At 72.7% G+C, this 25,977-nt stretch carries 22 protein-coding genes; 6 read left to right on the forward strand and 16 right to left on the reverse strand.

Annotated elements, in window-relative coordinates:
* The first annotated feature begins 145 nt into the window (after positions 1–145).
* From QUG92_RS03610 to QUG92_RS03625, 4 genes are all read left to right on the forward strand, one after another.
* Positions 146–1,090 (forward strand): putative endonuclease domain-containing protein, encoded by a 945-nt coding sequence (locus tag QUG92_RS03610; RefSeq protein WP_289457696.1) that lies wholly within the window; start codon positions 146–148, stop codon positions 1,088–1,090.
* Between the two features lie 117 nt (positions 1,091–1,207).
* Positions 1,208–1,768: a YceI family protein gene (locus QUG92_RS03615; protein WP_069711585.1), complete on the forward strand. Its 561-nt coding sequence runs from the start codon at positions 1,208–1,210 to the stop codon at positions 1,766–1,768.
* Between the two features lie 529 nt (positions 1,769–2,297).
* A complete protein-coding gene (locus QUG92_RS03620; RefSeq protein WP_289457697.1) occupies positions 2,298–2,864 on the forward strand; it encodes a TIGR03086 family metal-binding protein in 567 nt (188 codons plus the stop codon).
* A gap of 209 nt (positions 2,865–3,073) precedes the next feature.
* Positions 3,074–4,057 (forward strand): aldo/keto reductase, encoded by a 984-nt coding sequence (locus tag QUG92_RS03625; RefSeq protein WP_259346124.1) that lies wholly within the window; start codon positions 3,074–3,076, stop codon positions 4,055–4,057.
* Between the two features lie 2 nt (positions 4,058–4,059).
* On the opposite strand, the gene QUG92_RS03630 is transcribed toward QUG92_RS03625, so the two are convergent.
* Positions 4,060–5,001 carry an oxygenase MpaB family protein gene (locus QUG92_RS03630; protein ID WP_289457698.1) on the reverse strand — a complete coding sequence of 314 codons (942 nt, stop codon included), beginning with the start codon at positions 4,999–5,001 and terminating at the stop codon, positions 4,060–4,062.
* Positions 5,002–5,138: 137 nt separating this feature from the next.
* Between QUG92_RS03630 and QUG92_RS03635 the strand changes: the two genes are divergently transcribed.
* Positions 5,139–6,821 (forward strand): long-chain-fatty-acid--CoA ligase, encoded by a 1,683-nt coding sequence (locus tag QUG92_RS03635; RefSeq protein WP_289457699.1) that lies wholly within the window; start codon positions 5,139–5,141, stop codon positions 6,819–6,821.
* Here the strand turns inward: QUG92_RS03635 and QUG92_RS03640 are convergent.
* The 9 genes from QUG92_RS03640 to QUG92_RS03680 form a co-directional block, all read right to left on the reverse strand.
* Positions 6,808–7,809: a DMT family transporter gene (locus QUG92_RS03640; RefSeq protein ID WP_289457700.1), complete on the reverse strand. Its 1,002-nt coding sequence runs from the start codon at positions 7,807–7,809 to the stop codon at positions 6,808–6,810. The genes QUG92_RS03635 and QUG92_RS03640 overlap by 14 nt on opposite strands.
* On the reverse strand, positions 7,806–9,791 hold the full coding sequence (locus QUG92_RS03645) for an amino acid permease (RefSeq protein WP_182046458.1): 1,986 nt from the start codon (positions 9,789–9,791) through the stop codon (positions 7,806–7,808). Before QUG92_RS03645 ends, QUG92_RS03640 begins: the two co-directional genes overlap by 4 nt.
* Positions 9,792–9,858: 67 nt before the next feature.
* Positions 9,859–10,707, reverse strand: a complete 849-nt coding sequence (locus QUG92_RS03650) for an ABC transporter permease (RefSeq protein ID WP_434533035.1) — start codon at positions 10,705–10,707, stop codon at positions 9,859–9,861.
* Positions 10,704–11,801, reverse strand: a complete 1,098-nt coding sequence (locus QUG92_RS03655; RefSeq protein WP_289457701.1) for an ATP-binding cassette domain-containing protein — start codon at positions 11,799–11,801, stop codon at positions 10,704–10,706. The genes QUG92_RS03650 and QUG92_RS03655 overlap by 4 nt, the downstream gene beginning before the upstream one ends.
* Before the next feature lie 52 nt (positions 11,802–11,853).
* Positions 11,854–12,711 (reverse strand): hypothetical protein, encoded by an 858-nt coding sequence (locus QUG92_RS03660; RefSeq protein WP_289457702.1) that lies wholly within the window; start codon positions 12,709–12,711, stop codon positions 11,854–11,856.
* A gap of 114 nt (positions 12,712–12,825) precedes the next feature.
* Entirely contained in the window at positions 12,826–14,415 is a 1,590-nt protein-coding gene (locus QUG92_RS03665; RefSeq protein WP_289457703.1) for an inositol monophosphatase family protein, read from the reverse strand.
* A 60-nt stretch (positions 14,416–14,475) separates the two neighbouring features.
* A complete protein-coding gene (locus QUG92_RS03670; protein WP_289457704.1) occupies positions 14,476–14,880 on the reverse strand; it encodes a DUF3054 domain-containing protein in 405 nt (134 codons plus the stop codon).
* A gap of 30 nt (positions 14,881–14,910) precedes the next feature.
* Entirely contained in the window at positions 14,911–15,561 is a 651-nt protein-coding gene (locus QUG92_RS03675) for a spermidine/putrescine ABC transporter substrate-binding protein (protein WP_069711592.1), read from the reverse strand.
* Positions 15,562–16,039: 478 nt separating this feature from the next.
* Entirely contained in the window at positions 16,040–16,984 is a 945-nt protein-coding gene (locus tag QUG92_RS03680) for a DUF3097 domain-containing protein (RefSeq protein WP_289457705.1), read from the reverse strand.
* A gap of 93 nt (positions 16,985–17,077) precedes the next feature.
* Here QUG92_RS03680 and QUG92_RS03685 point away from each other — a divergent pair, with 93 nt between their 5' ends.
* Positions 17,078–18,130, forward strand: coding sequence for a zinc-dependent alcohol dehydrogenase family protein (locus tag QUG92_RS03685; protein WP_182046464.1), 1,053 nt, complete (start codon positions 17,078–17,080; stop codon positions 18,128–18,130).
* Between the two features lie 33 nt (positions 18,131–18,163).
* Here QUG92_RS03685 and QUG92_RS03690 read toward each other — a convergent pair whose 3' ends face one another.
* From QUG92_RS03690 to QUG92_RS03715, 6 genes are all read right to left on the reverse strand, one after another.
* Positions 18,164–18,883: a methyltransferase domain-containing protein gene (locus tag QUG92_RS03690; RefSeq protein ID WP_289457706.1), complete on the reverse strand. Its 720-nt coding sequence runs from the start codon at positions 18,881–18,883 to the stop codon at positions 18,164–18,166.
* Positions 18,880–19,965, reverse strand: a complete 1,086-nt coding sequence (locus QUG92_RS03695) for a type III polyketide synthase (protein ID WP_289457707.1) — start codon at positions 19,963–19,965, stop codon at positions 18,880–18,882. Before QUG92_RS03695 ends, QUG92_RS03690 begins: the two co-directional genes overlap by 4 nt.
* A gap of 135 nt (positions 19,966–20,100) precedes the next feature.
* A complete protein-coding gene (gene gatB / locus QUG92_RS03700) occupies positions 20,101–21,606 on the reverse strand; it encodes an Asp-tRNA(Asn)/Glu-tRNA(Gln) amidotransferase subunit GatB (RefSeq protein ID WP_182046470.1) in 1,506 nt (501 codons plus the stop codon).
* Positions 21,606–23,153 carry an Asp-tRNA(Asn)/Glu-tRNA(Gln) amidotransferase subunit GatA gene (gene gatA / locus QUG92_RS03705; protein WP_289457708.1) on the reverse strand — a complete coding sequence of 516 codons (1,548 nt, stop codon included), beginning with the start codon at positions 23,151–23,153 and terminating at the stop codon, positions 21,606–21,608. Before gatA ends, gatB begins: the two co-directional genes overlap by 1 nt.
* A gap of 11 nt (positions 23,154–23,164) precedes the next feature.
* The gene (gene gatC, locus QUG92_RS03710; RefSeq protein ID WP_069711598.1) at positions 23,165–23,464 is read right to left on the reverse strand and encodes an Asp-tRNA(Asn)/Glu-tRNA(Gln) amidotransferase subunit GatC; all 300 of its coding nucleotides are present in this window, start codon (positions 23,462–23,464) and stop codon (positions 23,165–23,167) included.
* Between the two features lie 169 nt (positions 23,465–23,633).
* The gene (locus QUG92_RS03715) at positions 23,634–25,973 is read right to left on the reverse strand and encodes a transglycosylase domain-containing protein (protein ID WP_289457709.1); all 2,340 of its coding nucleotides are present in this window, start codon (positions 25,971–25,973) and stop codon (positions 23,634–23,636) included.
* Between the last annotated feature and the right edge of the window lie 4 nt (positions 25,974–25,977).

Below are 25,977 nucleotides of genomic sequence, written 5' to 3' on the forward strand. Positions count from 1 at the left end.
CATCCCCACCCACACCCCGTCTCCAGCCGTCCCACGGCGCTCCGACCGGCCGACCGGTTCCTGCACACAGCGCCCCAACCGATCGCCCTCCACAGCAGCGGCCGACACCCACCACCGACGATCCCGGTTCCGGCACCGTGTCTCCATGGACTTCGCAGCAGGCTTCCCCGCCGCGCTCCGCGGACGCCCCTTCCGCGTCCGTGAGGCGCTCCAGCGCGGCGTCTCCGCCGCTCGCCTCCGTTCGCGGCGCTTGGTCCGCCCCTTCCACGGCACCCGGTGCTGGACCCCTCCGGTCGGCCACGTGGAGCGTGCACTGGCCGTCGCACCCCGCCTCCGACCGGACCAGGCGTTCAGTCACACGACGGCAGCCCACCTGCTCGGGATCCCGCTGCCACGTCGCCTCGAACGCGACCGGCGGATCCACGTCACGACGATCGGCACGGACCAGGCCATCCGCGTCCGCGGGACCGTCGGACACCGGAGCCAGCGCGGCCGAGCGTCGGTCGTGCACTCCGGCACGACGCGGATCGTCGATCCCGCGAACACCTTCGTCATGCTCGCGCGGGTGCTCACGGTCGACGAACTCGTCGTGGCCGGTGACGCGCTCGTCGGCTGGCTCAACTGGTGCACGCCGGACGAGCTGACCGCCGCGGTCCGTCGGCACCGCGGCGCTCGGGGCATCCGGCGGGCACGCGCTGCCCTCGCGGAGATCCGCCCGGGATCGAGGAGTCCCGGCGAGACGCGGCTGCGCCTGTCGCTCGTCCGTCGCGGACTCCCGCAACCGGCGCTGAACCACGACGTCGTCGTCGACGGGCGCTGGGTCGCGTGCGTGGACCTCGCCTACCCCTCCGCCCGCGTCGCCATCGAGTACGAGAGCGATCTCCACCGCACGGACCCACGCACGTTCCGGAAGGACCTGACGCGTGGCGAGGACCTCAAGGACGCCGACTGGTGGCTCGTCCGCGCGACGTCCGACGACGTCGGTCACGCAGCCGACCGGTTCACCGAACGCGTCCGTCGACTCCTGACGTCGGGAAGGGACGGGAGGCACGACACCCGCCACAGACGGCCCCTCCAGACGATCTGGTGAACTTTGGTTGACGCTTCAACCAAACAGGTGCAGAATGGGGTACGATCTGATCGATGCAGGCGCATGTAATTGCCGCCTGCTCGGGAACCGCAGACCACCGCCTCGTAAGGAGTCACCATGACGCTCAACGCCTCCGCCATCCCCGGCTACCAGACCGGCACCTGGAAGATCGACCCGACCCACTCCGAGGTCACCTTCTCGGTCCGCCACCTCGCCATCAGCAAGGTCAAGGGCTCCTTCGAGCGCTTCGACGCGACCCTCGTCACGGCCGAGAACCCCCTCGACACCTCCCTCGAGGCCTCGATCGACGTCGCGAGCATCAACACGAACCAGGCGCAGCGCGACCAGCACCTCGCCACCGGTGACTTCTTCCTCACCGAGGAGCACCCGCAGATGACCTTCAAGTCGACCGGCATCCGCGAGGACGGCGACGACATGCTCATCGACGGCGAGCTCTCGCTCCGTGGCGTCACCAAGAACGTCACCCTGAAGACCGAGTTCGGCGGCGTCACCACCGACGGCTACGGCCAGGTCAAGCTCGGCGCCGAGGCGACGACGAAGATCGACCGCACCGAGTTCGGCGTGAACTGGAACGCGGCGCTCGAGGCCGGTGGCTTCACGCTCGGCAACGACGTGACCATCAACCTCGACGTGCAGTTCGTCCTCCAGGCGGCCTGAACCACCGAGTAGCTCGAACCCCGGTCGAGCGGCGCTCCAGCGCTGCATCGACTGCAGGACACCGAACGAACGCTCTGCAGTACCCGGCGAACGGCCCGGCTCCTCCCCCACGGAGCCGGGCCGTTCGGCGTTCCACGGGTTCCGCCGCGGAGCTCACTCGTGTGTCCCTGCACGGATTCCGCCCGCTGCCGGGAACACTCCGGGAGCTCGTCACGAGCGCGAACACCCGGCTCGAGCGGGATCGCCGTCGCACGCGGAGCGGGCGGATCTCGCGCCCCTGACTCGCGCGAATGCGCACGGACCGCCCGCCCGCTCGCCCGGAGCCCGCTCCGCTCCCCCGCTCCCGCTCGCGCGGACGCCGAGACGCCGAGACGCCGAGACGCCGACCATCCCCCAGCGCTGCCAGCCCGGCCCCTCCACGTCCCCGAGCGGGCGTAGCGTGTCGTCCAGCCCGAGCGCGAGCGCGGGAATCGCCCGTCCGCGAGGGCAGTTGCACCCGGCACCCGTCCCGACGAAGAGGAGCACCACCATGGCCACCGACTGGATCGCACTGCAGTCGCTCGCCGCCGAGGAGTTCGGCCGTCGGATCGTCGCCGTGACCGACTGGGACGCCCCCACTCCTGACTCCGAGTGGACGACCCGCGACCTCGTCACGCACGTCATCGACGAGCAGCGGTGGATCCCGAAGCTCCTGACCGGCTGCGACTACGCCCAGGCCGAAGCAGACCTCGAACCGATCGGCCCCGATCTCCCCGGCGAGTGGGCGAAGTTCGCAGCGGCAGCCTCCGGCGCCTGGCGGAATGCGCCCGCTGACACCCCCGTGCGCCTGAGTACGGACGTCGTCCGCGCCGACCAGTACCTCACCGAGCAGACGAGCGACATCACGATCCACACCTGGGACCTCGCCCGGGCGACCGGCACGGACGAGACCCTGCCGGACGAGCTCGTCCGCGCCGTGTGGGAGTACTTCGAACCGCAGATCGAGGACCTCGCGGCGACCGGGCTCTACGCGGCCCCGGTCGAGGTGGACGCGGACGCACCGCTCCTCGTCCGCCTGCTCGCCGTCACAGGACGCGATGCCAAGGTGAACGCATGACCGCAGAAGAAGCCCGCTCGACACCAGCGGGCGGAAACGCACCTCAAACCGACGCGCCCGCAGCAGACAACGCCCGCTCGACGCAAGCGGGCGGAAACGCTCCTCACCCGGACGCGCAGGCAGCAGGAAGCGCCCGCTCGGCCCAGCCCGACACCAGCACCAGCGCCCCCACCAGCGCCAGCACCGACGCCAGCACGGGCCCCGCGGCCGTGCCGACCACGCGCCTCGGGCGGACGGGCCTCGAGATCAGCCGGATCGTCCTCGGCATGATGTCCTACGGCGCCCCCGACCAGGGCTCCCACTCGTGGAGCGTCGACATCGACGCCGCCCGCCCCTTCGTCCGTCGCGCCTACGAGGCCGGCATCACCTCGTTCGACACCGCCAACGTGTACTCCGCGGGCTCGAGCGAGGAGATCACCGGCCAGCTCCTCAAGGAGATCGCCCCGCGCGAGGCGGTCCAGGTCTTCACGAAGGTCTTCAACCGCATGCGACCGGGCCCGAACGGCGCCGGCCTCTCGCGCGCCGCGATCATGCACGAGATCGACGCCTCGCTCACCCGACTCGGCACGGACTACGTCGACCTGTACCAGATCCACCGGTTCGACCCGCACACGCCGGTCGAGGAGACGATGGAGGCGCTGCACGACGTCGTCAAGGCCGGCAAGGCCCGCTACATCGGCGCGAGCAGCATGTGGACGTGGCAGTTCGCGCAGATGCAGCACGCAGCCGAGCTGCACGGCTGGACGAAGTTCGTCAGCATGCAGGACCAGTACAACCTGCTCGAGCGCGAGGAGGAGCGCGAGATGCACCCGTTCGCGCAGGCGACGGGTGTCGGCGTCATCCCGTGGAGCCCGCTCGCCCGCGGCAAGGTCACCCGCCCGTGGGACGCGCAGGGGTCGGGCAGCCGCTCGGACACCGACGAGTTCGGCAAGACGCTGTACCGCCAGGACGAGGACGCGAACCGCGCGATCGTCGACGCGGTGCAGCAGGTCGCCGAGGCGCGTGGCGCGAGCATGGCGCAGATCGCCCTCGCGTGGGTCGCCGGGAAGCCCGCGGTGACCGCGCCGATCATCGGTGCGACCAAGGAGCACCACATCGACGACGCGGTCGCCGCGACCGCGATCGAGCTCACCGACGACGAGGTGTCGCGACTCGAGTCCGCGTACACGCCCCGGGTGCCGTCCGGTTTCTGACGTCACGCGGTCGCGCCCAGGTCCGCGCCGCTGTCCGACTGCTCCCGCAGCCGTGCGATGCGTACGAGCGCTGCGCGCTCCGTGCCGGGCGTGGTCCCGAGCACCGCACCGATCCCGTCGAGCACCACGCCCGCGACCCGGCGGACCGGCAGCTCCACCGGCCCGACGGCCGGCGTCCGGAGCCCGAGCATCGAACGGTGGCGCGGGTCGAGCGAGGCGACCGCCCCGTCGAAGAGGGCACGGTACCCGGGCCGCAGCAGCTTGGCGACCGGCGGGTCCTTGATGAACCGCACGACGTCGTGGGTCCGGGCGTCGGCCTTGAGCTCCCCGCGGTCGAGGTACCCGTTCATCTGCGCGCGGAGCTCGGCGTCGGACTCCGGCGCGTCGTCGACGCCCATCAACCGCCCGGCCGTGGCCCACTCGCGGACGTACGCATTGGCGCCGCCAGGGATCGGGGCGCCCCAGAGCTGTGCGCTCCGGAGGAAGGCGTCGGTGAAGGCGAGGTGCACCCAGCGCGCGAGGTCGGGGTCGTTCGCGGCGTAGGGCCGGGTGACCCCGTGCCCGTCGACGTACTCGCCGACGACGCGCTCGTGGAGCTTCCGCACCCACTGGCTGGCGTGCGTGGCCTGCTGCGTGTCGCCGTGCGACACCGTGTAGATCCAGCGGATGGTGCCAGCGAGCCGGCCGAACGGGTCCTCGCGGTAGCGGGAGTGGTCGGCGACGCCGGCGAGCGCCCCGGGGTGGAGGGCCTGCACGAGCAGTGCCCGGACCCCGGCGAGCACGGTGTGGTTCCCGCCGTGCACAGCCCAGGTGGCGGACCCGGGGCCGAAGAAGCCGGCGTCGGAGCCCTGTTCGAGCTCGTCGATCCAGGCGGGACGCTCGGTCGCGCCGTTGGTGAAGGTGTCGTTGAGGCGGGAACGGAACGCGTCGGACACGGAGGGCATGCACCCATCGTCCGTCGTGCCCCTGACAGTGGGCCCTGACAGTGAGCCCTGACAACGGGCCCTGACAATGGGCCCTGACAGTGGGCCCTGACAACGGGCCCTGACAATGCCGACCGCCCCGCCGGTAGGTTGGCCGGGTGAGCATCGACACGCCTCGTCCCTGGCTTGCCTCGTACGCCCCGGGGGTCCCGCACGACATCGACGAGCCCACGGGCTCCCTGTACGACATCGTGGAGGGATCCGCGCAGCAGTTCCCGGGGAGGGTGGCGCTCGAGTTCTTCGGCAGGACGACGTCGTACGCCGACCTCGAGGAACAGATCCTCCGGGCGGCGAACGGCCTCCGCAAGCTCGGCGTCGGTGCGGGCGACCGCGTGGCGATCGTGCTGCCGAACTGCCCCCAGCACGTCGTGGCGTTCTACGCGGTGCTCCGGCTCGGCGCGATCGTCGTCGAGCACAACCCGCTCTACACGGCGCGCGAACTCCGGCACCAGTTCGAGGACCACGGCGCGAAGGTCGCCATCGCCTGGGACAAGTCCGTCGCGACGCTGCAGGACTTCCCCGCCGACCTCGCGCTCGACGCGATCGTCTCGGTCGACCTCACCCGCGCGATGCCCCGCACCACCCGGATCGCCCTGTCGCTCCCCGTGGCGAAGGCCCGTGCGTCCCGCGCGAAGCTGACGACGACGGTCCGCGGCACGACGAAGTGGGACGACCTGGCGTCGACCCGGAAGCTGTCGAAGCGCCACCCGCGCCCGGCGACCACCGACGTCGCGCTCATCCAGTACACGTCCGGGACGACCGGCGTGCCGAAGGGTGCCGTGCTGAGCCACCGCAACCTCCTGGCCAACGCCGCACAGGCACGGGCCTGGGTCCCGACGATCCGCCGGGGCGACAACACCGTCTACGCGGTGCTCCCGATGTTCCACGCGTACGGCCTGACGCTGTGCCTGACCTTCGCGATGAGCATGGCCTCACGGCTCGTGCTCTTCCCCGCGTTCGACCCGGCACTCGTCCTCAAGGCGATGAAGCAGCACCCGCCGACGTTCCTGCCGGCCGTGCCGCCGATCTACACGCGCCTGCAGCACGCCGCCGACTCTGCGAAGATCTCGCTGCAGGGCATCGAGATCGGCATCTCCGGTGCCATGCCGCTGTCGCAGAGCGTCGTCGAGCCGTGGGAGGCCCGCACCGGCGGCTACCTCGTCGAGGGCTACGGGCTGTCCGAGTGCTCCCCCGTCCTGATGGCGAACCCGGTCTCGCCCGAGCGTCGGCTCGGCGCGATCGGCCTGCCGCTGTCCTCCACCGAGGCGCGTGTGGTCGACCCGGACGACCCGTCGAAGGTGCTCGGCACGGGCGAGGCCGGCGAACTCCAGGTCAAGGGCCCGCAGGTGTTCCGCGGCTACTGGGGCAAGGCCGAGGCGACCGACGAGGTCTTCACGCCCGACGGCTGGTTCCGCACGGGCGACGTCGTGTCGATCGACGCCGACGGCTTCGTCAGCATCGTGGACCGGCTCAAGGAGCTCATCATCACCGGCGGCTTCAACGTGTCGCCGTCCGAGGTCGAGGACGCCCTGCTCAAGCACGCCAGCGTCCGCGAGGTCGCCGTCGTCGGCATCACCCAGTCCGGCAACGAGCAGGTCGTCGCGGCCGTCGTGCCGAAGGACCCGGCGACCTTCGACGCCGAGGCCCTGCGCGCGTGGTCCCGCGACCAGCTCGCGGCCTACAAGGTGCCGCGGCGCATCGTCGTGGTCGAGGACCTGCCCCGGTCGATGATCGGCAAGGTCCTCCGCCGCAAGGTGCGCGACCAGATCACCGGTCGGTAGCGCTGCCGGGTCGCCGACGACCCGGCAGCGCGAGCAGCCCCAGTCCGACGACCACGAGCCCGATGCCGGCCCAGCCGACCGCGCCGAGGTGCTCGCCGACCACGAGCACCGCGAGGACCGCCGCCACGACCGGTTCGAAGAGCGACAGCAGGGTCGCGACCGAGGCGCTCCCGTGGCGGAGGCCGACCGCGTAGAGCGAGTGGCCGAGCACCGTCGGGACGAGCGCGAGGTACCCGAACACCGGCCAGTGGGCGGGAGCCAGCGCGTCCGGCCCGGCGCCGACCGTGCACCAGAGCACGAGCACCACCACGAGCGGGACCGCCGCCAGCCCGAACACCGCGCCGACGACGGCGCGCCCGGGAACGACGACGGCGCGTCCGGGAACGGACGCACGAGCGGCCACCGACGCCACGCCGGGCGTGCCTGCCGCGCGCATCCCCCACGCGACCGCCCACGAGTACGTCGCGTACGTCAGGCCGGCGACCAGCGCGCTCCCGAGCCCGAGCGGCAGCGAGCCGCTGCCCGGCGCCTCCGACCGCGCGACCGTCACGACGACCATGCCGACCACGCTGACCAGGGTGGCGACGACCCACCTGCCGGAGACGCGCCTCCCGTCCGCTGCCCACTCGACGAGGCCCGCGAACAGCGGCGACGTCCCGATCGCCACCGTCGTGCCGAGGGCGACCCCGGCCTCCGCCAGCGCCGCGTAGAACGCGACCGCGTACACGACGAGCGACGCGGCACCGAGGACCACCCAGCGACGAGTGTCTCGCTGCACCAGGGCACGCACGGCGCCGCGACCGGTCGTCGCGGCGAGCAGGAGGCCGCCGAGCCCGAACGTCACCGCCCCGAACACGAACGCAGGCACCCCGGGCGCGAAGTGCGTCGCGGTCCCCGTCGTGCCCCACACCGTCGCGGCGACGAGGACCGCCGCCGAGCCGCCGACGACCGGACGGGAGGCACGCCCGCCGCCCGCCACGGACGTCACGACACGTGGACGGTCGGCCTGCGGTGCACGTCCGGTTCGGCTTCGCGGAGGACCTCACGGGTGACCGGGGCGACGTCGCCGACACCGGTGAAGACGAAGCGCAGGGCGTTCCGGATCGGACTGCCCTCGTTCCACTCGAAGTAGATGCTCGGCACCACACCGGCGATGTCGCGCACGGCGAGCAGCGTCGACGCGATCGTGTTCGGGACGTTGCCGGACCGGACGCGGAGCACGCGGTGTCCCTGGACGACGTGTCCCTCGACCACCAGGTCCTCCTCGAAGTCGGAGGAGTCGGCCTGCAGGACCTCGAGGAACATCGTCGGCACACGCGCCGGGATGCCCGAGTCGCGGCGTTCCTCACGACCCTTCGACCGGTACGCCTCGGCGGTGCCGGCACCCGGCTCGTTCGCGATGATGCAGACCGAGCTGAACTGGTCGGCGTCGGCCTCGATGAACTGCCGCGCGACGGCGTCGAGCTCGATCGACGACGCCCGGAGCTCGAACGACCGCCGGACGCGGGAGACGAGCGACACCACGACGATGGCGATGATGAAGACCGCCGCGATCCGGACGCCGTCGGGCCGCTCGATGACGTTCGCCACGGTCGTGTAGACGAACACGACGGCGATGATGCCGAAGCCGATCGTGCGCTTCTTCTGCTGCTTCCGCCGAGCGGACAGCGTCACGGCGACGGCCGCACTCGTGATGAGCACGAGGACGCCGGTCGCGTACGCGCCGCCCTGGGCGTCGACGTTCGCCTCGAAGATGATCGTGATCGCGAAGGCGATGAGCGTGAAGATGATGACGAGCGGTCGGGTCGCGCGGGCCCACTGCGGTGCCATGCCGTACCGCGGCAGGAAGCGCGGGACGAGGTTCAGCAGACCCGCCATCGCGCTCGCGCCGGCGAACCAGAGGATCGCGACGGTCGAGAAGTCGTACACCGACCCGAACACGTTGCCGAGGTACTCGTGCGCGAGGAACGCCAACGCGCGACCGTTCGCGCCGCCGCCCGGCTGGAACTCCTGCTGCGGGATGAGGAACGTGGTGGCGATCGACGACGTGATGAGGAACGTGCTCATGATGATCGCCGCGGTCGTGAGCAGCCGCTTCGTCCCGCGGATCCGGCCCTCCGGTCGACCGCTCGGGTCGTCGCCCGCGCCGCCGCGCACCTGCGGCATGACGGCGACACCGGTCTCGAAGCCGGACAGGCCGAGCGCGAGCTTCGGGAAGACCACGAGCGCGATGCCGATCATGACGAGCGGGTTGCTGTGCTGCGCGGTCAGGTTCGACCACCAGTCGGTGGCCACGACCGGGCGCTCGAACACGTGCCACAGCGCGACGACGATCACGACGGCGTTCAGCAGGAGGAACACCGCGACGAGCCCGACGGCGATGCCGATGGCCTCCTTGAACCCGCGGAGGAAGACGATCCCGAGCAGGAGCAGCAGCACGAGCGTGATCGGCACCGGGATCTCGGTGAACCAGTGCGGCGTGAACGGGTTCTCGGCGATGTGCGCGGTGGCGTCGGCGGCCGAGAGCGTCATCGTGATCATGAAGTCGGTCACCGCGAACCCGAGCAGCACGAGCACGAAGAGCTTGCCGGCCCACCAGGGCAGGAGCTTCTCGAGCATCATGATCGAACCGGCGCCCTTGAAGCTGTCCGACGCCACCCGGCGGTACACGGGCAGCGCGCCGAACAGCGTCACGAGCACGAGCACGATGGTCGCGATCGGCGACAGCAGCCCTGCGGCGAGCGCGGCGATCGCGGGCTGGTAGCCCAGCGTCGAGAAGTAGTCGACGCCGGTCAGGCACATCACGCGCCACCACGAGTGGGTCTTCTCGACCTCCACCTGGTGCGGGCCCTGGTGCGAGGCCCCCTGGTCGGCACCGTGCAGCATCCAGCCCCGCAGCCGGCTGCTGCGCTCGGCGGGTCGCTCGGTGGCACCGCGCTGGGCGGCGCGCTCGGCTTCGGTCGCGGTCACGAGAGACGATGGTAAGCGGTCCGGACCACGCTCCGGGACCCCCGGTCGAGGATCGGTGGACGGTGCGTCACCCCGCGCTGATCCGCGTGTACTTCCGCACGGCCAGGGGCACGAACACGACGAGCAGCACCGCGATGCCGACGAGCACGGTCGCGACGGGGTGCTGCATCGTCCAGACGTCGGGCACCGGGGCGGTGCCGACGTTGCCGAACAGCTCCCGCGCGGCCTGCACGAGCGACGAGACGGGGTTCCACTCGGCGAAGACCCGCAGCACGAGCGGCATCGTGTCGCTCGGGACGAACGCGTTCGAGATGAACGTCAACGGGAACAGGACCATGAAGGACGCGTTGTTGATGACCTCCGGCGTCCGGACGCTCATCCCGAGCAGCGCCATCACCCAGCTGAACGCGTAGCTGAACAGCAGCAGCAGGCCGATCCCGGCGAGGAACTCGTGCGGCGCCGACTGCACGCGCCATCCGACCGCCAGGCCGGTCAGCATCATGATCACCATCGAGATCGCGTTGAGCACGAGGTCCGAGTTCGTGCGCCCGACGAGCACCGCGGACGACGACATCGGCAGGGTGCGGAAGCGGTCGACGAGCCCCTCCTTGAGGTCCTGCGCCATCGCGGAGCCGGAGAACGTCGCCCCGAACACGACGGTCTGCGCGAAGATCCCGGCCATGAGGAACTGCGTGTAGTCGGTCCCCCGCACCTGGATCGCCCCGCCGTACACCTGGCTGAAGAGCAGCACGAACATGATCGGCTGCAGCACGGCGAACACGAGCATGTCCGGCGAGCGCTTGATCTTCGTGAGGTTCCGCTTCGTGACGGTCCAGCCGTCCTCGAACCAGATCGCCACGGGCGAGGTCACGACCACCGGCAGCTGCCGCCGGGTCCGTGCGTCGACGGCGGTCACCGCACACGCTCCGGCGTCGCGTCCGTCGTGTCGCCGCTCGCGACCGCGTCGGCACCGTCGGCTCCACCACGGTCGCGTCGGCCCGGCCGGGAGGCCCGCCCCGCGTCCGTCCCGCCCGTCGCGTCCGACGCCTCCCCCTCCACGGCCGTGGCCGCGTGTCCGGTCAGGCGCAGGAAGACGTCGTCGAGCGTCGGCCGCCGCATGCCGGCGTCGTGGAGCCGGACGCCGGCCTCGTCGAGGTCGGCGAGCACCCGCTGGAGCGCCGCGGGACCGGCGTCCACCGCGATGCCGGAGGTGCGCCCGTCCGCCGAGGTCTCCACGGCACCCACGCCGTACCGACGCAGGGTGGTGACCACGGCCTCCCGGTCGTCCTCGTCGACCAGCGTGACGACGACCCGGTGGCCGCCCACCTGGGCCTTGAGCTGGTCCGCGGTGCCCTCGGCGATGACCCGGCCGTCGTCGATGACCGCGATGTCGTCCGCGAGCTGGTCCGCCTCCTCCAGGTACTGCGTGGTGAGGAGCACGGTGGCGCCGTCGGCGACGAGCCCCTCGATGATCCCCCAGAGCGCGAGCCGGCTCCGGGGGTCGAGCCCGGTCGTCGGCTCGTCGAGGAACAGCACGCGCGGGTTCGCCACGAGCGCCCCCGCGAGGTCGATGCGCCGCCGCATGCCGCCGGAGAAGCCCTTGACGGGACGGTCGCCGGCCTCGGCGAGGTCGAACACCTCGATGAGCTCACGGGCCCGTGCCCGGGCCGCCCTCCGGCCGAGGTGGTACAGCCGCCCCACCATCTCGAGGTTCTCGGCTCCGGTCAGGTTCTCGTCGACCGCGGCGTACTGCCCGGACACGCCGATCGACCGGCGGGTCGCCTGCGGTTCTGCCACGACGTCGACGCCGTCGATCGTCGCCCGGCCGCTGTCCGGCACGACGAGCGTCGTGAGCACCTTCACCGTGGTGGTCTTGCCGGCGCCGTTCGGGCCGAGCAACGCCGTCACCGTGCCCTCGGGCACGGAGAGGTCGAGTCCGGCCAGTGCGTGCACCGGACCCGACCGTGATCGGTAGGTCTTGGTCAGCCCGGAGGCTTCGATGATGGCCATGTCGCTCCTCGTCGTCCACGTCGTCGTGGGGCGGCGGGAGCGTCGACGTCACTCAGACGTCGAAGTCGCCACCGCCGAAGTCGCCGAACCCGCCGCCGAAGTCGCCTCCGCCGTCGCCCCAGCCCGCGCTCTCGAACCCGCCGCCGTCGGCCGCGCCCGCGTCGCCGGAGCCACCGTCGGCCGCGCCACCGTCACCGGAGTCGGCACCAGTGTCCTCCGAACCGCCGTCGCCCGCAGCGTCGGTACCGCCGTCGAACGATCCGGCGTCGGGCAGGAACGCGCTCATGAGCGTCGACCCGATGACGTAGCCGGCGACCGTTCCGAGGATCGACGCACCGATCATGCGACCGAACGACGGGCCGCCGCCGCGCTGGCCCATCATGCCGCCGCCGTTCATGCCGCCGAGCGAGCGCTCCATGAAGCCGGGCTGCCGGATCTCGGACCGGGTCGCCGCCTGGGCGAGCGACCGGGGGTCGTCGCCGCGCGGGGCCTCGCCGTCGGGGGCGCTCCGCGTGAACTCGTCGTAGACCATCCGGCGCTGCTCGGGCGTCAGGGTCGCGAACGCCTCGGCGTGGACCTCCTCGATGCGCTCGGGCGGGGCCGTGCGGAGCAGGTAGCGGTACCGCTCGACGGCGCGCTCGTCGTCGGAGGAGGCGCCCCCCTGCTGGCCGGCACCCTGCTGGCCGGTCCCCTGTGCGGGGCCGCCCCACTGCGGCGTGCCGTACTGCTGGCCGCCGTACTGCTGCCCCTGCCCCTGCCCCTGCGACACGGGGGGCACCTGGTAGGACTGCTGCCCGTACCGGTAGCCCTGCTGGGGCTGCTGCTGCTGGGGCGGCTGGGGCTGTCCCCACTGGTCCTGCTGGCCACGGTCACGCTCGGGTCGGCCGAGCAGTCGGTCGAGGAAACCCATGTCGTTGCTCCTTCGGTGCGGTCCGACCCGGTCGGGTCGGTCCGTCGCTCCCCACCGTAGGCAGCGACGACGACCGCTGACTGTACGCCTGCACAGAACTGGCCGAGAGCCGCGTCAGCGACTCCCGAGCGCGCTCGTCCACACCGCGTGCAGCTCGTCCGCGGCGCCGGGGTGCGCGACCAGGAACGGTTCACCGACGCGCGGGAAGCCGTCGACGGAACCGGCCCGGGTCAGCACGACGCCGCCCGCCTCGAGCACGAGCAGCACGGCCGCCCCGTGGTCCACCGGGTCGAACGCGGGGACGCACCCGCCGATCCCGCGGCCGGCGGCGACCTGCGCGATCGTCAGCGTGCTCGAGCCCATCACCCGGACGGCGCACGACCGGTCGGCCAGGGCCTCCGCGAGCGCACCGAGTGCGGCCCAGGCCCCGGGACCGCCGGACTCGGCGCCGACCACGGCACCGGCGAGCGCACGCGGGGCGTCGTCGAGGCGGAGCGGGACGTCGCGGACGACCGCCCCGCGACCCCGGCGGGCCTCGAGCACCTCACCTCGCCACGGGTCCGCGACGACACCGACCACGGGGCGACCGCCGCGGGTCAGGCAGAGCGACATCGCGGTCCAGGGCAGCCCGTTCACCAGGTTGGTCGTGCCGTCGACCGGGTCGAGGTACCAGCGGTACCGGTCGCCCGGTGCGTCCCCGTACTCCTCACCGGTGAAGCCGTGCGTCGGGAAGGCCGCCCGGACGCGGGCGCGCACGAGGCGCTCGACCGCCCGGTCGACGTCGGTGACCGGTGCGGCGGGGACCGGTGCGGCGGGGACACCTCCGGACGACACCCGACCGACCGGGTGCTCCCGGGTGAAGGCGATGACCTCGTGGGCGATCCGGTGCGCGAGGGCCTGTGCACGCGTCGCCACCTCCTCCTCGCTCGGCTCACGGTCGGGTCGCGCCCAGCCGTCCCGCTCACCACCGGCCAGCACGGCCCGCGCGGAGGCGACGTCGTCCGTCGCGATGAGGTCGGCGCCCAGGCGGGCGGCCCACCGGACCGGTTCCGGCTCGTCGACAGTCCGCACCGCGACCGCCATCCCGGCCTCGTGGGCGGCCCGGACGGTGTCCGGCGTCAGGAAGACGTCGTCGACCAGGAGCGTGGTGGACCCGAGTCCCTCCGTGTCGTCCGCGGTCGGCGCCGCGAGGGACTCCCAGGGCAACCAGGTGTCCGCGTCGGGCAGCGCGGGCCGGACCGTGGCGAGCACCTCCGGCGTCCCGGTCCACGCCACGGCCGTGTCCCAGGTCGACGCAGCGACCGTGCGCGTGGCGACGAGGGCGTCCGCAGGGTCCTCGACCCGGAGGAGCAACCCGGAGCGGCACCCGTCGAGGCGTTCGAGCACGGCATCGAGGCGCGGGATCCGGTCGAGCCCGTTCCCCAGACGGGCGACGTCGCACCAGGGGACGTCCGCGACCCGGCGGGGATCACCCCAGAGCCGTCCGAGGGTCTCGTCGTGCAGCAGCACCGCGACGCCGTCGGCCGTGCGGCGGACGTCGACCTCGACGACGTCGGCGCCGAGTGCCTCCGCGACGGCGATCGCCGGCAGCGTGTCCTCGCGCCGGACCCGGGGAGCGCCCCGACGAGCCACGAGCCGCGGGAGGGTCCGTGCGCCGCGCCCGTCGCGGTCCGGTCCGACGGTGGCCTGGTCGAGCGTCGTCATCCCGGCATGCTGTCGGGCCGGGGTGGCCTCCGGGTGACCAGCGGGTGAACGCGGTCCGGATCAGACCCGGCCGCGACCCCGTCGACCCGAGCGAGCGGCGACCAGGCGGACGACCGCGCGCCACCCGAGCAGGAACACCGCGAGCGAGATCGTCGCGACGATGACGAAGGACAGCGGCAGCGGGTCCCCGGCGACGTCGCCCTGCCCGGTCAGCACCCGGAGCAGCATCCCGATCGCGACCGTGGCCACCCAGACGACGACGCCGGTGGGCCACAGGCGCATCGGACGGGCCCACCCGCGTACGACCAGCCAGCCCACCGCCCAGCCGGCCAGGAACGGGTACGCCGTCGTCCAGAGCCCGATCGGCGATGCGGCCTCGGCGTGGGACGACCGCCCGATCAGCGCGAACGCGACGATGAGGACGATGTCGACGACGGCTGCGAGCCAGCCCCGGGTGCGAGTCACGAGTCCATCGTCCCACTCCGCCGGGCGCCCTCAGAACAGGCCGTCGCGTCCCGCCTCCGGGCCGTCGAACCCGCGGAACATGTCCGAGACGAGCGCGGCGATCTGCGGCTCGACCAGGCGCTCGACGGCCTCGGCGATCCGCGGCCGGTGCTCCACGAGCGCCAGGCACACCGCCGTCCCCGTCGCGCGGGCGCACTCGTCCGACAGGGCGATCTCGTGCCGGAGCGCGGCCTTCGCCTCGTCGGACAGCGGCTCGCGCGGCTCCTGCTGCCCCGCCCCGGTGCCGGTGAGCTCGTCGAGGGTGAAGAGGAACGGCTCGCCGGGCGACGGCTCCGGGTCGACGTCGAGGCCCTGGAACTCGGGCGACAGGCCCTCGGTCGGTTGGTAGCCCGCGTGCCGCTTCCGTGCCGCGGCGCGTTCGAGCTCCCGTTGCAGCAGCGGCAGGTTCCTCGCCGTGTACTCGTCGACGGCGTCCTCGACGATGGTCGAGATCCGACCGATGAGCGCGTGCTGCACCGCGTGCGGTACGTCCGGCCCGAAGCCCGCGGCGGTCGCGATCGGCGACCCCGTGCACTTCCGGCAGATCCGGGTCCGAGGACGGGCGGTGCCGATCTGCCACCGCGGCAGCCAGCGGAGCCAGAGGTCGACGGCGCCCCGCACACGCCCGTCGATGCCGTCCATCCCTCAACACTAGGCCGGGCGGCCGCTATCGCCTCGGGCCGCGCGCGAGCGGGCGGAAACGGGACCGGGAGGACGCGCGACGCCACACCTTCCGCCCGCCCGACGCGGGACGCCGTCCGCGACTCGGCCCAGCCCCGCTCGGGCTCGTCTCCGTCCCCGTCCATGCACGCGAGCGGGCGGAAACGGGACAGGAGGCACGCACGGCCCCGCAGGTTCCGCCCGCCCGACGCAGGACCGCCCCCACGCGCCCGCATCACCGGCGAGCGGGCGGAAACGGACCCGGCTGTCGGCTCGCCGGCGCGCGATCCGCCCGACCGGCGCGGGACCGCACCCACGCGCCCGCATCACCGACGAGCGGGCGGAAACGGGGCGGGAGGCGCGTGCGGACCAGCAGGGACCGCCCGCTCGCGCACTGCGGGACGGACGGGAGGCGCGGCGCCGCCGAACGCGCGGTCCGCGTCACGACGGGGCCGGGTCCTCAGCCCTGCGGTTCCGTCACGAAGTCGATGAGCTCCTCGACCCGGCCGAGCAACTGCGGCTCGAGGTCGGCGAACGTCCGCACCTGCCCGAGGATCCGCTGCCACGCCCGGGCGACGTCGGCCTGGTCCTCGGCGGGCCACCCGAGGTGCTGCAGGATGCCCTTCTTCCACTCGATCGAGCGCGGGATCGTCGGCCACGCCTCGAGCCCGAGGCGCGCGGGCTTCACCGACTGCCAGACGTCGACGAACGGGTGCCCGACCACGAGCACGTGCGCGCCCCACTTCCCGCGCATCACGGCGTCGGCGAAGCGGGACTCCTTCGACCCGGGGACGAGGTGGTCGACCAGGACGCCCACGCGGCGGGAACGGTCGGGGCGGAACTCGTCGAGCACGTCGGCGAGGTTGTCGACACCCTCGAGGTACTCGACGACGACGCCCTCGACGCGGAGGTCCGACCCCCAGACCTTCTCCACGAGCTCGGCGTCGTGCCTGCCCTCGACCATGATCCGGGAGGGCAGGGCGACGCGAGCACGTTGCGACTCGACGGCGAACGAGCCGGAGGCGGTGCGGAGGCGACCGCCGCCTGAGGCCTGGCGGACCGCCGGAGCCGAGCCGGGCCTCCAGTCCGAGTGGACGGCACCGATCCGACCGGCCGGGCCGGCGGGTGCCGCGGCAGACCGACCGACCGGGGCCTGCGGGCGGCCGAGCGTGACGAGCTCGCCCTCGAGCAGGAACTGCCCGGTGAAGGGGAAGGCGCGGGTGCGGCCCTTCCAGTCCTCGAGGGAGACGTTGCCCGCCTCGAGCCCCACGACGGCCCCGGCCCAGCCGGAGTCCGGGTCCTCGAGGACCATGTCGCGCTCGAGCGGCACCTGCCGCACCTTCTTCACGCCCTTCGCGCGCCAGTCGCCCGAGAGCACGTCGCTGCCGTACCGGTCGTCGTCCACCCGGGAAGCGTAGTGTCGACGGGTCCCGCAACGGCGCCGGATCCCTGGCGCGTCCCGTACGCGCCGCGACCACCCCGATCGGAAGGCACCACCGTGCGCGCAACCGTCATCCACGCCCCCCGCGACATCCGCGTCGAGGAGCGTGACGCCCCCGTCCTCATCGATCCCACCGACGCCGTCGTCAAGGTCACCGCGGCCTGTGTCTGCGGCTCGGACCTCTGGCCCTACCGCGGCGTCCGCGACACGAAGGAGCCGCGCGCCATCGGGCACGAGTTCGTCGGCGTCGTCGAGTCCGTCGGCGCGGACGTCACGGACCTGTCGGTGGGCGACTTCGTCATCGCGCCGTTCACGACGAACGACGGCACCTGCCAGGCCTGCGCGCACGGCATGACGAGCGGCTGCGACCACGGCTCCACGTTCGGCGTCACGCCGGACGCGTACGGCCACCCGCTCGGCGGCGCCCAGGCCGAGTACGTCCGCGTCCCGGACGCCGCGGCGACGCTCGTGCGCGTGCCGGGTCCGGTGGACGACGACCTGGTGCCGTCCCTCCTCACCCTGTCCGACGTGTTCTCCACCGGACACCACGCCGCCGTCTCGGCCGGTGTCGGCCCGGGCAAGACCGTCGTGGTCGTCGGCGACGGCGCGGTGGGCCTGTCCGCCGTGCTCGCGGCCTCGCGGCTCGGCGCCGAGCGCATCATCGCGATGAGCCGGCACGCCGACCGCCAGGCCCTCGCCCGCGACTTCGGTGCGACCGACGTCGTCGAGACCCGCGGCGACGAGGGCGTGGCCGCGGTGCGCGAGCTGCTCGGCGGCGACCTCGCCGACTGCGCACTCGAGGCCGTCGGCACCGCCGAGAGCATGGACCAGGCGCTGCGGGTCGTGCGGCCCGGTGGCGCGGTCGGCTACGTCGGTGTGCCCGCGGGCGACCCCGAGCTGCCGATGCCGTTCCTGTTCGCGAAGAACATCACGGTCGGCGGGGGCATGGCTCCTGCTCGCGCCTACATCGAGGAGCTGCTGCCCGACGTGCTCTCGCGAGCGATCGACCCGGGCCGGGTGTTCGACCTCGAGCTGCCCCTCGAGCAGGCGGCGGAGGCCTACGCGGCGATGGACGAGCGTCGCGCGATCAAGGTGCTGCTGCGCCCGTAGGGACGGAGCGTCCCGAGCGCGGCGGTCCGGCCCTCAGGCGTCCCGCACCGCGAGCACCCGGTGCGGGGCCGCCCGCTCGGCACGCCACCCCGCAGGCAGCACCCCCTGCAGCTCCGGCACCGTGAACGACCGGCGGATCGAGCGCAGTCCGTCCACGCGGACGAAGGTGCCGACCGACACGAGCGGGGACGCCAGCGCGTAGGCCCGGTACGCCTGCCGCGACCGTCGGATGTCGGAGTGCAGGCTCCGTCCGGTCGCGAGCTGCTCGGAGTCGGCGAGGAACGCGACCCGGGCCGCGTCGTCGAGGTGGTGCAGCACGTGGTTCGACACGACCACGTCGAAGCGCTCCCCCGCAGCGACGAGTTCGGTGCTCGACGCCTGCCGGAAGGTGACGCCCCGCGTCGCCGACCGACGAGCGGCCGCGATCGCCCGCTCGTCGGGGTCGACACCCACGACCTCCACCGAGAAGCCGTCGCTGCCGGCCCACCGCACCAGCGAGCGGGCGAGGTCGCCACCGCCGCACCCGAGGTCGAGCACGCGCGCACGCCCGCTCGGGGGCAGTGCCGGCACGACGTGGGTCCGCCAGACCGCGCGCCAGCCGCTCACCAGCGCGTTCACCACGGCGAAGCGCCGGAACGTCCGGTCGAGGGCACGCGGGTCGCACGCGGGGTCGTCCATGAGCTCCTGCAGCTCGGTGTCCCGGACGCTCAGGTCGACGCCGCGCAGGTCGGGGTCCCGGTCGCCGCCGGTCACGCGCCGACCGCCGTGAGCCTCGCGCTCTCCACCGTCAGGCCGGGCCCGAACGCGACCGCCGCCAGCGGGGTGCCGCTCGGCAGCCCGCGCTCGACCGCGTCACGCAGCACGAAGAGCACCGTCGCGCTCGACATGTTCCCGTGGTCGCGCAGGACGGCACGGCTCGAGGAGACCGCCGTGTCCGGCAGCGCCAGGGCGTCCTGCGCCCGGTCGAGGATGGCACGGCCGCCGGGGTGCACGGCCCACACGGGGACGTCGGCGAAGGTCTCGCCCTCGCCGAGCAGCGATGTGACGGCGGCGGGGACGTGCACGCCGACGAGCTTCGGGACCGCCGTCGAGAGGACCATCTCGAATCCCTCGTCACCGATGTTCCAGGCCATCTCGGACGCACCCTCCGGCACCGTCGCCGTGGCGAAGCGCTCGATGCGCAGTCCGGGACCGCCCTGCGCGACGACCACCGCCGCGGCGCCGTCGCCGAAGACGCTGTTCGCGACGATCTGGTCCGGGTCGTCCGAGGCCCGGACGTGCAGGGTGCAGAGCTCGGCGCAGACCACGAGCACGACGGCGTCCGGGTCGGCCTCGGTGAACGCGGCGGCGATCCGGAGCGCCGGGAACGCCGCGCAGCACCCCATGAAGCCGATGTGGTGCCGGAACACCCCCGCCGGCAGACCGAGCTGCTCGACGACGTCGATGTCGGGTCCCGGTTGCGTGAACCCGGTGCAGGACACGGTCACGAGGTGGGTGACCCGGTCGGGCTCGATGCCGGCCCGCTCGACCGCGTCGCGTGCGGCGGCCACGAAGAGCGCCGGCGCGAGGTCCCGGTAGCGGTCGTTCCGGGTGCCGGTGGACGGCGAGACGAGCACACCGGAGTCCTCGCGGAACAGGCCGCCCGGACGCGTCGCGTCGAGCTCGTCGATCACCGTGTGCCGGTGCTCGACCGCCGAGACGTCGAAGGCAGCCGGCACGATGCGCCGACCGAGGCGGCCGAGGTCGGGCTGCCCGACGAAGAGGTCCCGCACCGCCGCCTGGTCGAGGGTGGTGGTGGGGACGGCGGTCCCGATGGCGCGGATCGTTGCGGTCACGACCCATCCTGTCACCCGGTCGCTGTCACGCCCCCAGGTACGACGGACGGGAGGCGCTGTGCCGTCCGACACCGCGCCTCCCGTCCGCTGCTGGTCGCGCTCCGCCTGCTGGTCGCGCTCCGCCTGCTGGTCGCGCTACGCCTGCTGGGCGCGCTCCAGCACCAGCTCGCGGACGCGCGCGGCGTCCGCCTGGCCCTGCATGGCCTTCATGACCGCGCCGATGATCGCACCGGCGGCCTGCACCTTGCCGTCCTGGATCTTCGCGAGCACGTCGGGCTGGGCGGCGAGCGCCTGGTCGACGGCGGCCGTGAGGGCCGAGTCGTCCGAGACGACCTTGAGCCCGCGGGCCTCGACGACCTGCGCCGGGGAGCCCTCGCCGGCGATGACGCCCTCGAGCACCTGGCGCGCGAGCCGGTCGGTCAGGTCGCCGGACTCGACGAGCGCGATGGTCTCGGCGACGTGCTGCGGCGACACGAGGTCACCCGCGGCGGCGTCCTGCGCGTTCGCCACGCGGCTGATCTCACCCGTCCACCACTTGCGCGCGGCCTGCGGGGACGCACCAGCGGCGACCGTGGCCTCGACCTCGTCGAGCAGCCCGCCGTTGACGACGTCCTGGAACTCGAGGTCGCTGAAGCCCCAGTCCCCCTTGAGGCGACGGCGCCGTGCGACCGGGGCCTCGGGCAGGGAGGCACGGAGCTCCTCCACGACGGCCGGGTCCGGCACCACCGGGAGCAGGTCGGGCTCCGGGAAGTAGCGGTAGTCGTCGGCGTCGGACTTCGGGCGCCCGGCCGAGGTGCGGCCGGTGTCCTCGTGCCAGTGCCGGGTCTCCTGCGTGATCGTCCCGCCCGCGGCGAGGATCGCCGCCTGGCGCTGGATCTCGTAGCGGATGGCGCGCTCGACGGCGCGGAACGAGTTGACGTTCTTCGTCTCGGTCCGGGTGCCGAGCTTCTCCTGGCCCCACGGGCGCAGGGAGATGTTCGCGTCGCAGCGCAGGTTGCCGCGCTCCATGCGGGCCTCGGACACCCCGAGGGCTCGCACGAGGTCGCGGATGACCTGCACGTAGGCGGCCCCGAGCTCGGGCGCGCGGTCCTTCGCGCCGAAGATCGGCTTCGTGACGATCTCGACGAGCGGGACACCGGCGCGGTTGTAGTCGACGAGCGAGTACTCCGCGCCCTGGATGCGGCCGGTGGCACCGCCGACGTGCGTCAGCTTGCCGGCGTCCTCCTCCATGTGGGCGCGCTCGATCGGCACCTGGAAGATCGTGCCGTCGGCGAGCTCGACCTCGACCTCGCCCTCGAACGCGATCGGCTCGTCGAACTGCGAGATCTGGTAGTTCTTCGGGTTGTCCGGGTAGTAGTAGTTCTTCCGGGCGAACCGCGAGGACTCGGCGATCGAGCAGCCGAGGGCGAGCCCGAGCTGGATCGAGTACCGCACGGCCTGCTCGTTGACCACCGGCAGTGATCCGGGCAGACCGAGGTCGACCGGCGTCACGTTCGTGTTGGGCTCGCCGCCGAAGAAGTTCGGGGCGTCCGAGAACATCTTCGTCTTCGTCGCGAGTTCGACGTGGACCTCGAAGCCGAGCACCGGCTCGAAGCGCTCGAGCGCCTCGTCGAAGTCCATCAGCGCGTCCTTCTGCGCCATCAGATCACACCTTCCTGCGCAGCGGACTGCTGAGACTGGTCGAGGTCCGGGATGCTGTCGATGAGGGGACGACCCCACTGCTGCTCGAGCAGGCGCTCGAGGGCGGCACCCGCACGGTACAGCCGGGCGTCCTCGCGCTGCGGCGCCATCAGCTGCACGCCGGTCGGCAGCGAGTCCTCGGGCGCGAGGCCGTTCGGGATGCTCATGCCGGGGACGCCCGCGAGGTTCGCCGGGATCGTCGTGAGGTCGTTGAGGTACATCGACAGCGGGTCGTCGAGGCGCTCCCCCAGCGGGAAGGCCGTCGTCGGCGCCGACGGGCTGATCAGCAGGTCCACCTGGTCGAACGCGGCCGCGAAGTCGCGCTGCACCAGCGTGCGGACCTTCTGCGCGGAGCCGTAGTAGGCGTCGTAGTAGCCGGCGCTCAGCGCGTAGGTGCCGAGGATGATGCGGCGCTTGACCTCGGGTCCGAAGCCGGCCTCCCGCGTGGCGGCCATGACGTCCTCGACGGTCGCGCCGTTCTCCGGCGTGACGCGGAGTCCGAAGCGCACCGAGTCGAACTTCGCCAGGTTCGACGAGGCCTCGGCCGGCAGGATCAGGTAGTACGCGCTGATGGCGTACGCGAAGGACGGGGCGTCGATCTCGACGACCTCGGCCCCCGCCTGCTCGAGCAGCGCCACCGTCTCCTGGAAGCGCTGCGTCACGCCGGCCTGGAAGCCCTCGCCCCCGGCCAGCTCCTTGACCACGCCGACCTTGAGCCCACGGAGCGTGTCGGCCTGCAGCCCTTCGCGCGCGGCGGCGGCCATCGACGGCCAGGCGTCGGGGATGGACGTGGAGTCCCGCGGGTCGTGCCCGCCGATGACGTCGTGCAGGAGCGCGGCGTCGAGGACGGTGCGCGAGACCGGACCGACCTGGTCGAGCGACGAGGCCAGGGCGATCGCGCCGTACCGGCTCACGCCGCCGTAGGTCGGCTTGACCCCGACCGTGCCGGTGACGGCGCCGGGCTGACGGATCGAGCCACCGGTGTCGGAGCCGAGGGCGAACGGTGCCTCGTGCGCGGCGACCGCGGCGGCCGAGCCACCGCCGGACCCGCCGGGGATCCGGTCGAGGTCCCAGGGGTTGCGCGTCGGGCCGTAGGCCGAGAACTCGGTGGTCGACCCCATCGCGAACTCGTCCATGTTGGTCTTGCCGAGCGGTACGAGGCCGGCGGCGCGGAGCTTCGCCACGGGGGTGGCGTCGTACGGCGGCCGCCAGCCCTCGAGGATCTTCGACCCCGAGGTCGTCGGCATGTCCTGCGTGCACAGGACGTCCTTGATCGCGATCGGGACGCCCGCGAGCGCCCCGAGGTCGTCACCCGCGGCGCGGCGCGAGTCGATCGACTTCGCGACCGCGAGGGCGTGCTCGTTGACGTGCAGGAACGCGTGCACGTCGCCGTCGACGGCAGCGATGCGGTCGAGGTGGGCCTGGGTGGCCTCGACGCTCGAGACGTCGCGGGCCACGAGGGCGTCGGCGAGCGCAGCGGCGCTCAGCCGGGTGATGTCGTCGGTCACTGTCTTCCGCCCTACTGTTCTTCGCCGAGGATGGCCGTCACGCGGAACCGCTCGCCGTCGGAGTCCGGGGCGCCGGACAGCGCCTGCTCCTGGGTCAGCGTCTGCCCCACCACGTCGGGTCGGGTGACGTTGCCGAGCGGCACGGGGTGGCTCGTCGCCGGTACGTCGTCGGTCGCGACCTCGGCGACCTTCGCGACGCTCTCGACGATGTGCGCCAGCTCCCCGGTCAGCTTCTCGATCTCGTCTGGCGTGAGTGCGATGCGCGCGAGGTCCGCCAGGTGGGCGACCTGCTCGCTCGTGATGTCAGGCATGGTGCTCCGTCGATCGGTTCGTGGAATGCGCACCAGTCTATTGGCCGTGTCCGGCGGCCGTGCCACGGCGAGGGTGCCCGTGGACGGCGACCACGGCTGTGGAGAGCGGCAGCCTGGAGGCCCGGTGCCGGTCCGGCGGACCGGCACCGGGCCTCCGGGCCGACGGCTGCTACCCGTGTGCCGTCCCCTGCTGCGTGGTCACGCCCGCAGACGGTGCCGCCGCCGGTGCCGTCGGCGCTGTCGGCGTGGTCGGACCCGGTGCCGGTCCCGGCGTGGTCGACGTCGTCCCCTGGTCGGCCGCACCGGTCCCGGCACCGTCCTGCGACGACTGCGGGATCGACGACGACGGGGTCGACGACTGCGGGGTCGACCGCGTGCCGATCATCGCCGGGTCCGGCTGGGGCAGGGCGTCGCCGCCGGACCGCTGGTCGAGCCACGACATCATCGTGCGGCCGACGCCGAACTTGGCGCTGTAGCCGGTCGTGCCCTGCAGGAACGGCCACTCGGCCAGCCGGACGTGCCCCTGCACGTTGCCCACCCAGGTGGCGTTCGTGTACTTCGTCGTCGACGCGACCAGCCAGTTCTGCTCGTCGCCGTCGGTCGTGCCGGTCTTGGCGAACTTCGGGACGCTGTCACCCGGGTTCGCGCTCGCGGCCGTGCCGGATCCGGTCAGGACGCCCTGCAGCGCGAAGTCGACCGTCCCGGCGACCTCCGCGGAGACCCCCCGCGTGCACGTGGACGGGGTCGGGGTGATCTTCCTGCCGGTCGAGGTGGTCACCGAGTCGATCGCGGTCGGGGTGCAGACGACGCCGCCGTTCGCGAAGCCCGCGTACGCTTCGGCGAGGTCGATCGGTGACAGCGGGTTCGTGCCGAGCACCGAAGCGGGGTTCGAGTCCGGCGCGGCGCCGTTCGCCTGGTGGATCCCCATCGCCTGCGCCAGTTCCTTGATCTTGCACAGGTCCAGCTGCTTCGCCATGGCGCCGAAGGCGGTGTTGATCGACTCCGAGGTGGCGTCCTGCACGGTCATGGACGGACTGACGGTCTCCGCGTTCGCGACCTGCCAGGGTTCGCCGCCGAGCGCGGTGCACGAGTTGGTGAACTCGTCCTGCGGGAAGGTGTGCTGCGTGGTCGGGACGGACTCGCTCAGGGTGTGTCCGCTCGCGAGCCACTCGGCCAGCGTGAAGACCTTGTACGTCGAGCCGGTCGGGAAGCCGCCGGAGCCGCCGGAGGCCGTGTCGGTGTTGTAGTTCACCGAGGTGGCGCCCGCCGCCGCCGCGTCCGACTGCGTGTACGCGGTGTTCTGCACCATCGAGAGGATGCGCCCGGTTCCGGGTTCGACCGTCACGTTCGTGCCACCGACGTCGACGCCCGCCATCGTCGCGGGGACGTACGAGGACAGCGCCTGCTGCGCGGTCGCCTGCAGGTCGAGGTCGAGGGACGTGTGGATCTGCAGCCCCTGCGTGTCGAGCGTCTCGATGCGCTCGGCCTGCGTCTTCCCGAACGCCGGGTCCTGCAGCACCTGGTCGCGCACGGAGTCGCAGAAGTACCCGGCGTCGAAGCCCGAGGCCGCGGCCGAGCAGCCGTTCGCCGTGGCGGTGATCCGCGGCGTGACCGGTGTGGCCTCCGCCGCCCTCGCCTGCGCCGCGGTGATGTCGTGGTGCACGGCCATCCGCTGCAGCACGTAGTCGCGGCGCTCCTTGGTCAGGGCGTAGCCGTTCGCCGCTCCGTTGTCCTCGTCGGAGGGCTGGTCGATCCGCAGGTTCGCGGGGTTGTTGAGGATCGCCACGAGCGTGGCCGACTGCACGAGGGAGAGGTCCTTCGCGTGCACGCCGAAGTAGTACTCGGCACCGGCCTCCGCGCCGTAGACCCGCCCGCCGAGGCCGACGAGGTTGAGGTACCCCGTGAGGATCTCCTCCTTCGTGTACTTCTTGTCGAGCGCGACCGCGTACCGGATCTCCTGGAGCTTCCGCGCCTTGGAGTCGCCGGCGACCTTCTGGTAGCAGGAGTCGATCGCGGCCGTCGTCGCGGCGGCGTCCTTCCCGGTCAGTTGCTCGCACTGCTGCACGAGGACGTTCTTGACGTACTGCTGCGTGATGCTCGAGCCGCCCTGCACGCTGGCACCGTGGTGGAGCGCATCGGCGATGGTCGCTCGGAGCGTCCCGATCACGTCGATGCCGCCCTCGTCCCGGAACCGGGGATCCTCGGTGTCGATCGCGGCCTGCTCGAGCGTCGGAGCGATCTGGTCCGACGCGACGGTCGTCCGGTTCTCCGCGTAGAAGGAGGCGATCTTGACCTGCTGCCCGCCCTTCGTCGCCCAGACCGACGACACCTGCTGCGGGGTCTGGATGTCGAGGTAGCTCGGCAGGTCCTCGAACAGCGACACGGCGCCGGACGTCCCCTCGCCCGCGACCGCGACCGCGGGGGTGACCGCGACCGCCACGAGCAGGCCCGCCAGGCCCGACATGGCGACGAAGGTCGAGAGGGCCACCGGCCACCGCATTCCACGCATGGCC

It is taken from the genome of Curtobacterium citri (assembly GCF_030362955.1).
GTDB lineage: Bacteria > Actinomycetota > Actinomycetes > Actinomycetales > Microbacteriaceae > Curtobacterium > Curtobacterium citri.

Bases quoted from the DNA above. Each gene is read 5' to 3' on its own strand.
- QUG92_RS03610 (WP_289457696.1), top strand. From the start codon at position 146: ATGGACTTCGCAGCAGGCTTCCCCGCCGCGCTCCGCGGACGCCCCTTC.
- QUG92_RS03615 (WP_069711585.1), top strand. From the start codon at position 1,208: ATGACGCTCAACGCCTCCGCCATCCCCGGCTACCAGACCGGCACCTGG.
- QUG92_RS03620 (WP_289457697.1), top strand. From the start codon at position 2,298: ATGGCCACCGACTGGATCGCACTGCAGTCGCTCGCCGCCGAGGAGTTC.
- QUG92_RS03630 (WP_289457698.1), bottom strand. From the start codon at position 5,001: ATGCCCTCCGTGTCCGACGCGTTCCGTTCCCGCCTCAACGACACCTTC.
- QUG92_RS03655 (WP_289457701.1), bottom strand. From the start codon at position 11,801: ATGGCCATCATCGAAGCCTCCGGGCTGACCAAGACCTACCGATCACGG.
- QUG92_RS03660 (WP_289457702.1), bottom strand. From the start codon at position 12,711: ATGGGTTTCCTCGACCGACTGCTCGGCCGACCCGAGCGTGACCGTGGC.
- QUG92_RS03665 (WP_289457703.1), bottom strand. From the start codon at position 14,415: ATGACGACGCTCGACCAGGCCACCGTCGGACCGGACCGCGACGGGCGC.
- QUG92_RS03675 (WP_069711592.1), bottom strand. From the start codon at position 15,561: ATGGACGGCATCGACGGGCGTGTGCGGGGCGCCGTCGACCTCTGGCTC.
- gatB (WP_182046470.1), bottom strand. From the start codon at position 21,606: ATGGCGCAGAAGGACGCGCTGATGGACTTCGACGAGGCGCTCGAGCGC.
- gatC (WP_069711598.1), bottom strand. From the start codon at position 23,464: ATGCCTGACATCACGAGCGAGCAGGTCGCCCACCTGGCGGACCTCGCG.
- QUG92_RS03715 (WP_289457709.1), bottom strand. From the start codon at position 25,973: ATGCGTGGAATGCGGTGGCCGGTGGCCCTCTCGACCTTCGTCGCCATG.